The organism is Bartonella sp. AD328YNZD, from assembly GCF_042196425.1.
The window spans coordinates 1-7,477 of record NZ_JBHIQG010000054.1; the positions used below are offsets into that span (position 1 = coordinate 1).

7 protein-coding genes and 1 pseudogene are annotated in these 7,477 nt (G+C 39.7%); all 8 read left to right on the plus strand.

All coding sequences use genetic code 11. The features are described from left to right. A pseudogene (locus ACFIO3_RS04260) lies at nucleotides 1–434 on the plus strand (NADH-quinone oxidoreductase subunit D); the annotation flags it as partial. Then, nucleotides 434–1,105 (plus strand): NADH-quinone oxidoreductase subunit NuoE, encoded by a 672-nt coding sequence (gene nuoE / locus ACFIO3_RS04265; protein ID WP_375606833.1) that lies wholly within the window; start codon nucleotides 434–436, stop codon nucleotides 1,103–1,105. The pseudogene ACFIO3_RS04260 and the gene nuoE, both read left to right, overlap by 1 nt. Before the next feature lie 142 nt (nucleotides 1,106–1,247). Beyond that, nucleotides 1,248–2,555 (plus strand): NADH-quinone oxidoreductase subunit NuoF, encoded by a 1,308-nt coding sequence (gene nuoF / locus ACFIO3_RS04270; RefSeq protein WP_375606834.1) that lies wholly within the window; start codon nucleotides 1,248–1,250, stop codon nucleotides 2,553–2,555. Between the two features lie 63 nt (nucleotides 2,556–2,618). Then, on the plus strand, nucleotides 2,619–4,688 hold the full coding sequence (gene nuoG, locus ACFIO3_RS04275; protein ID WP_375686542.1) for an NADH-quinone oxidoreductase subunit NuoG: 2,070 nt from the start codon (nucleotides 2,619–2,621) through the stop codon (nucleotides 4,686–4,688). A gap of 22 nt (nucleotides 4,689–4,710) precedes the next feature. Further along, on the plus strand, nucleotides 4,711–5,757 hold the full coding sequence (gene nuoH / locus ACFIO3_RS04280; RefSeq protein WP_375606922.1) for an NADH-quinone oxidoreductase subunit NuoH: 1,047 nt from the start codon (nucleotides 4,711–4,713) through the stop codon (nucleotides 5,755–5,757). Between the two features lie 14 nt (nucleotides 5,758–5,771). After that, nucleotides 5,772–6,263 carry an NADH-quinone oxidoreductase subunit NuoI gene (gene nuoI / locus ACFIO3_RS04285; RefSeq protein ID WP_375606836.1) on the plus strand — a complete coding sequence of 164 codons (492 nt, stop codon included), beginning with the start codon at nucleotides 5,772–5,774 and terminating at the stop codon, nucleotides 6,261–6,263. Nucleotides 6,264–6,357: 94 nt separating this feature from the next. Continuing rightward, nucleotides 6,358–6,978 (plus strand): NADH-quinone oxidoreductase subunit J, encoded by a 621-nt coding sequence (locus tag ACFIO3_RS04290; protein WP_375615197.1) that lies wholly within the window; start codon nucleotides 6,358–6,360, stop codon nucleotides 6,976–6,978. Between the two features lie 14 nt (nucleotides 6,979–6,992). Beyond that, nucleotides 6,993–7,301: an NADH-quinone oxidoreductase subunit NuoK gene (gene nuoK, locus ACFIO3_RS04295; RefSeq protein WP_015856359.1), complete on the plus strand. Its 309-nt coding sequence runs from the start codon at nucleotides 6,993–6,995 to the stop codon at nucleotides 7,299–7,301. Nucleotides 7,302–7,477 lie beyond the last annotated feature (176 nt).

A 7,477-nucleotide genomic window follows, 5' to 3' on the forward strand; every position in this document is an offset into this window, starting at 1 on the left:
GTGATTGTTATGATCGCTATCTTATTCGTATGGAAGAAATGCGTCAATCAGCGAAAATTATGCGTCAATGCGTAGAACGGTTACTGGGGACTGAAAAGAATGGACCAGTTTCGAGTTTGGATCGCAAAATTGTACCACCAAAGCGGAGCGAAATGAAAAGCTCAATGGAGGCACTGATTCATCACTTTAAACTCTATACGGAAGGGTTTCACACGCCCCCTGGAGAAGTGTATGTTGCTGTAGAGGCTCCAAAGGGTGAGTTTGGTGTTTATCTTGTTTCTGATGGAACCAATAAGCCTTATCGTGTCAAGTTGCGTGCTCCTGGATTTGCTCATCTCCAAGCTATGGATTTTTTAACTCGAGGCCATATGTTGGCGGATGCTACAGCTATTTTGGGTTCGATTGATATTGTTTTTGGGGAGGTTGATCGCTAATGTCCGTACGCCGTCTTGCAGATGATATCTATCAGCCCGCAGAGTTTTCTTTTACAAAAGAAAATCAAATATGGGTAAAAAATACTATAGAAAAGTATCCTGTCGGGCGTGAGCAATCAGCTGTCATTCCGTTATTAATGCGTGCGCAAGAGCAAGATGGTTGGGTGACACGTGCTGCAATTGAACATATCGCTCAAATTCTTTCTATGGCATATATCCGTGTCTTAGAAGTTGCTACTTTTTATACTCAGTTTCAGCTTAAGCCTGTTGGAACAAAAGCGCATATTCAAGTTTGTGGGACAACGCCTTGTATGTTACGTGGTTCTGATGAATTGATTAAAGTTTGTCAGAAAAAAATTCATCATGAGCCTTTTACAACCAATCAGGATGGAACATTGTCATGGGAAGAGGTGGAGTGTCTTGGTGCTTGTGTTAATGCTCCCATGGTTATGATTTTTAAAGATACTTACGAAGATCTTACAGCGGAACGCCTTGAAGAGATTATCGATGCATTTGAGGCGGGAAAGGGTCCTGAGATAGCTGTTGGTCCGCAAAATAGTCGTAAATCATCGGAGCCAATTAGTGGTTTAACATCTCTTCTTGATGATGAAGAAAAAAGTAAATCTCTCAAGGGATCAAAGAAAAAGGATAATAAGGGAATGGAATCTTAGTAAAAATTTTTTGAAAAGATATTCCATTATGTCACTCATTTATAACAACATTTGATTAAAAGTAGAAAGTTTCAAGATTTTTTTTAAATTGCATTTGAGGAAAAGCTAAAAATGCTACGGGCAATAGAAAAAAAGGTGGGGTATGCTAGCTGATAAAGATCGTATCTTCACCAATATTTATGGTTTAAAAGACAAATCATTAAAGGCTGCGATGTCGCGTGGACATTGGAATGGTCTGAAAGGGATTATTGACAAAGGTCGTGACTGGATTATTGATGAGGTGAAGGCGTCGGGTTTACGCGGTCGTGGTGGTGCTGGTTTTCCTACCGGAATGAAATGGTCTTTTATGCCAAAGCAGAGTGATGGGCGTCCTCATTATTTGGTTGTCAATGCTGATGAATCAGAGCCTGGGACATGTAAAGACCGTGATATTTTACGGCATGATCCCCATACTTTGATTGAAGGATGTGCAATCGCTACTTTTGCTATGGGAGCCAATGTTGCTTTTATTTATATTCGTGGTGAATATATTCGTGAGCGTGAAGCGCTACAGGCTGCCGTTGATGAATGTTATGATGCAGGTTTGCTTGGCAAAAAAACAAAATATGGGCATGCTTGCGATATTATCATTCATCATGGAGCCGGTGCTTATATTTGTGGTGAAGAAACGGCCCTTCTTGAAAGTCTTGAGGGAAAAAAGGGACAACCTCGGCTTAAACCACCATTTCCTGCTAATATGGGGATTTATGGCTGTCCAACAACAGTCAACAATGTAGAGTCCATTGCCGTTGTTCCAACAATTTTGCGGCGAGGAGCTTCGTGGTTTTCATCAATTGGGCGGGCGAATAATGTTGGCACAAAATTATTTATGGTTTCAGGGCATGTTAACGCCCCTTGTACATTTGAAGACGCTCTTGGTGTTTCATTCCGTGAATTAATTGAAAAACATACGGGTGGTATTCGTGGTGGATGGAATAATCTTTTAGCAGTTATTCCAGGGGGGGCTTCTTGTCCAGTCGTCCGTGGTGAGGATATGATCGATGCGATTATGGATTTTGATGGGATGCGAGATGTCGGGTCTTCTTTTGGCACAGGGGGAATGATTGTTATGGATAAATCAACCGATATTATCAAAGCAATTTGGCGTATAGCTGTTTTTTTTAAGCACGAGAGTTGTGGTCAGTGTACACCGTGTCGTGAGGGGACGGGTTGGATGATGCGTCTTTTAGGACGTATGGTTGAGGGAAGAGCGCAAAAACGCGAGATTGATCTTTTATTTGAGGTTTCTCAACAAGTTGAAGGGCATACTATCTGTGCTCTTGGCGATGCTGCAGCGTGGCCTGTACAAGGGCTGATTCGTAATTTCCGTCCAGAAATTGAACGTAGAATTGATGAATATACGCGAAATGTCGTCCAAAGAAAAAATATTGCTTTGGAAGTCGTGGGATAGAAAATTTTTTAAAGAGCAACCGAATGCAAATTTTAAGTGGATTATCCGCAGGTTGGATGGGTGATGATAAATATCAAAGTTGATGGCAAAGAGATTGAAGTTCCTGATTACTACACGCTGCTTCAGGCTGCCGAGGCAGCTGGGGCAGAAATACCACGTTTTTGTTTTCATGAATCTTTGTCAATTGCTGGAAATTGTCGCATGTGTTTGGTTGAGGTTAAGGGTGGTCCTCCAAAACCTCAGGCTTCTTGTGCTATGGGGGTTCGTGATTTACGGTTAGGACCTAACGGTGAAGCGCCTGAGATTTTTACCAATACGGAGATGGTAAAAAAAGCACGTGAAGGTGTTATGGAATTTCTTCTCATTAATCATCCTTTGGATTGTCCAGTATGTGATCAAGGGGGAGAATGTGATCTTCAAGATCAAGCAATGCTTTATGGGCGAGATTGTTCTCGTTATACAGAAAATAAACGTGCTGTAGAAGATAAATATATTGGACCTCTTGTCAAAACTGTTATGACACGGTGTATTCATTGTACACGGTGTGTTCGTTTTACAACGGAAGTAGCAGGTATTTCTGAGCTTGGTTTGATCGGTCGTGGTGAAGATGCTGAAATTACGACGTATCTTGAAAAAGCTATGACATCTGAATTACAGGGAAATGTTATTGATCTTTGTCCTGTAGGGGCTTTAACCTCAAAACCTTATGCATTTCATGCCCGTCCGTGGGAATTGGTCAAAACGGAATCGATCGATGTGATGGATGCGCTTGGTAGTGCTATCCGTATTGATAGCCGCGGTCGTGAAGTTATGCGGATTATGCCGCGCACGAATGAAGATGTAAATGAGGAATGGATCTCTGATAAAACGCGTTTTATTTGGGATGGATTACGGACTCAGCGGCTTGATAGGCCATATGTACGCAAAGATGGAAAGCTTCAACCTGTCAGTTGGACAGAAGCTTTTGCAAAAATTAAAATGGTGATCTCTAAAATTTTTCCAGAAAAAATTGGAGCCATTGCTGGAGATCTTGCTTCTGTTGAAGAAATGTACGCCCTTAAGGCATTATTGAGTTCGTTGGGCTCAACGCTCTTTGATTGTCGCCAAAGAGGGGTTGCTTTATCGCCTGAGTTTGGGCGTTCGAGTTATATTTTTAATCCTACAATTGCAGGTATTGAACAGGCTGATGCTCTGCTTATTGTGGGATCTAATCCACGTCATGAAGCGGCTGTTTTAAATGCACGCATTTTAAAGCGCCAACGAATAGGAAATTTTCCTATTGCATTAATTGGAGAGAAAGTTGATTTACGTTATCCTTATTCTTACCTTGGATCTGGAAGTGATACATTAACGACACTTATTCGGGGAGAGGATGCTTTTTTAAATGTCTTAAGAGAAGCAAAGAGGCCCCTTATTCTTATTGGAGAGGGAGCAATTTCAGGAAATGAAGGTTTACCTGTTTTAAAAAATCTTGCTAAATTAGCGGATGATATAGGTGCTCTTAGTGAGACATGGAATGGATTTGGAGTTCTTCATAATGCAGCATCAACTGTTGGAGGGTTGGATATAGGCTTTACTTCTAAGCTTGGGGTTGCCAATATTCTAAAAACCTGTGAAATTTTATTTCTACTTGGTGCTGATGAAGTAGAATTAGCTGATACAAAAGCTTTTATAGTTTATATTGGTAGCCATGGTGACAATGGTGCGCATGCTGCTGATGTTATTTTGCCTGCATCTGCTTATACTGAAAAATCAGGGCTTTATGTAAATACAGAAGGGCGTGTTCAAATGACAAATCGGGCTGGTTTTGCTCCAGGTGAAGCAAAAGAAGATTGGGCTATTTTGCGTGCTTTATCGGATGTTTTAGGACAAAGGCTTCCTTTTGATTCTCTTTCTCAATTAAGACAATATTTGTTTAATGATTATCCACATCTTTGTGCCGTTGATGATATAGTGCCTTCTGATATAAGTAATCTTAAGGTGCTTGGTTCAAAAATGGTTTCTCTAGAGAGTCAAACATTTACTTCTATGATTAAAGACTTTTATTTGACAAATCCGATAGCACGTGCTTCTGCCGTTATGGCTGAATGTTCATCTCTTGCAAAAAACCGTGTTACGCAAACTGTAGAGTAAAGGCAAAGGAAAAGGAATAATGATGTATGATTTCTTTATGACTTGGCTGTTGCCATTACTTATTATCGTTGGAAAAACACTGCTTCTTTTAGTCGTTCTTTTGATCTTAGTTGCTTATCTTCTTTACGCAGATAGAAAGATTTGGGCTGCGGTGCAATTGCGTCGTGGACCAAACGTTGTTGGTCCATGGGGATTGCTACAGTCTTTTGCAGATTTAATTAAATTTGTTGTTAAGGAGCCTATTATCCCTGCAGGTGCAAATAAGGGTGTTTTTCTTTTAGCTCCTTTTGTTTCAGCGACACTTGCTTTATCAACTTGGGCTGTTATTCCTGTCAATGAGGGCTGGGAGGTTGCAAAGATTAATGTTGGCTTGCTTTATATTTTAGCCATTTCATCTCTTGAAGTTTATGGTGTTATTATGGGAGGATGGGCATCAAATTCAAAATATCCTTTCTTAGGAGCTCTTCGTTCGGCGGCACAAATGGTTTCTTATGAAGTTTCCATTGGTTTTGTGCTTGTGAGTGTCATTTTAATAAGTGGTTCGTTAGATCTCACAACAATTGTTTTTAAACAAACGCACGGGCTTGGTACAACTCTTGGTCTTCCTTTTAACAGTTTTCTCGATTGGAATTGGTTGGTCCTTTTTCCAATGTTTATTATATTTTTTATTTCTGCGCTTGCAGAGACAAACCGTCCTCCGTTCGATTTGGTAGAAGCAGAATCTGAACTTGTTGCTGGTCATATGGTTGAATATTCTTCAACGCCTTACATGCTCTTCTTTCTAGGTGAATATGTTGCGATTGTTTTAATGTGCGCATTAACAACCATTCTATTTTTGGGCGGTTGGCTGCCTCCTTTAGATGTTTGGTGGCTTAATTGGGTTCCTGGTATCATTTGGTTTGTTTTAAAAGTCTGTTTTGTATTTTTTTGGTTTGCTATGGTTAAAGCTTTTGTTCCACGTTATCGCTATGATCAGCTCATGCGGCTTGGTTGGAAGGTTTTTCTTCCTCTCTCACTAGCAATGGTTGTGATAACTGCTTCTTTTTTAAAATTTACGGATTTCGTTTAAGAGGAGATTTTACGATGTCAGGTTTCATTCAGGCGGCAAAGTCACTTCTTCTATTGGAATTCGTGAGTGCTTTTTTCTTAGCTATGCGTCAATTTTTTTCACCAAAGCCCACAATTAATTATCCTTATGAAAAAGGTTTTGTATCTGGCCGTTTCCGTGGTGAGCATGCATTGCGTCGCTATCCAAATGGTGAAGAACGGTGTATTGCTTGTAAATTATGTGAAGCAATTTGCCCTGCACAAGCGATTACAATTGAGGCAGGTCCGCGACGTAATGATGGTACACGGAGAACTGTCCGTTATGATATCGATATGGTTAAGTGTATCTACTGCGGTTTTTGTCAAGAAGCGTGTCCGGTAGAAGCTATTGTTGAGGGACCAAATTTTGAATTTGCAACAGAAACACGTGAAGAACTCTATTATGATAAAGAAAAACTTTTAATGAATGGAGATCGTTGGGAACGAGAAATTGCTCGAAATATATTGATGGATGCACCTTACCGTTAAGTGTATCATTAAATGAGGTGTCGGATAGTTTTCCGATAAATTGTAATCTGGTATGAAGTTTATACCAATTGTTTGAATAATTAAGGAGAAGCCTATGCTAACAGATCTAGCGGCGGCATTTTTCTATTTGTTTGCTTTTATTATGCTAACAAGTGCAGTTATTGTTATTACAGCACGCAATCCAGTGCATTCTGTTTTGTTTTTAATCCTCGCATTTTTTAATGCTGTGGCTTTATTTTTACTTGCAGGAGCAGAGTTTTTAGGGCTTATTCTGCTTGTTGTTTATGTTGGAGCTGTCGCTGTTTTATTTTTATTTGTCGTTATGATGCTTGATGTCGATTTTGCTGAGTTAAAGAGTGGAACTCTTCGGTATGCTCCTATTGGAGCTCTTATTGGCGTTATTATCGCTGTAGAATTGATTGTTGTTTTTGTAAGTAGCTATTTTTCTCCAGTCTTGAGAGCGCATATTACGCAACCAATGCCTGATTTAGCGCAGCGAACAAATACACAGGCATTAGGAGATATTCTCTATACGGATTATGTTTTCTATTTTCAAATTGCTGGAATAATTTTATTGGTTGCAATGATTGGTGCTATTGTTTTAACACTTCGTCATAAATTAGGAGTAAAGAGGCAATCTATTGCAGAGCAAGTTTCTAGAACGGTAGAAAGTGCCATTGAAATCAAGCAAGTTGAATCAGGAAAAGGTATTTAAGGGGGGCTATATAGATGTATATTGATATTACGCATTATCTCACAGTTTCTGCTTTGATGTTTACAATTGGTATTGCTGGAATTTTTCTCAACAGAAAAAATGTGATTATTATCTTGATGTCTATTGAGCTTATATTACTCTCAGTTAATCTTAATTTTGTTGCATTTTCAGCGTTTCTTCATGATCTCGTTGGGCAGATATTTGCTCTATTTGTCTTAACCGTAGCAGCTGCTGAAGCTGCCATTGGTTTAGCAATTCTTGTCGTTTTTTTCCGTAATCGTGGTTCCATTGCGGTTGAAGATGTTAATGTAATGAAAGGCTAACCAGTGATGTATTATACGATTGTCTTTCTTCCGCTTTTGGGTTTTCTCATTGCTGCACTAGGTGGGAAAACGATAGGAGATCGTGCGAGTGAATTGATAACATGTAGCTTTATGGTGATTGTTGCCATATTGTCGTGGGTGGCTTTTTTTAGTATTGCACTTGGTCATACTCCAGT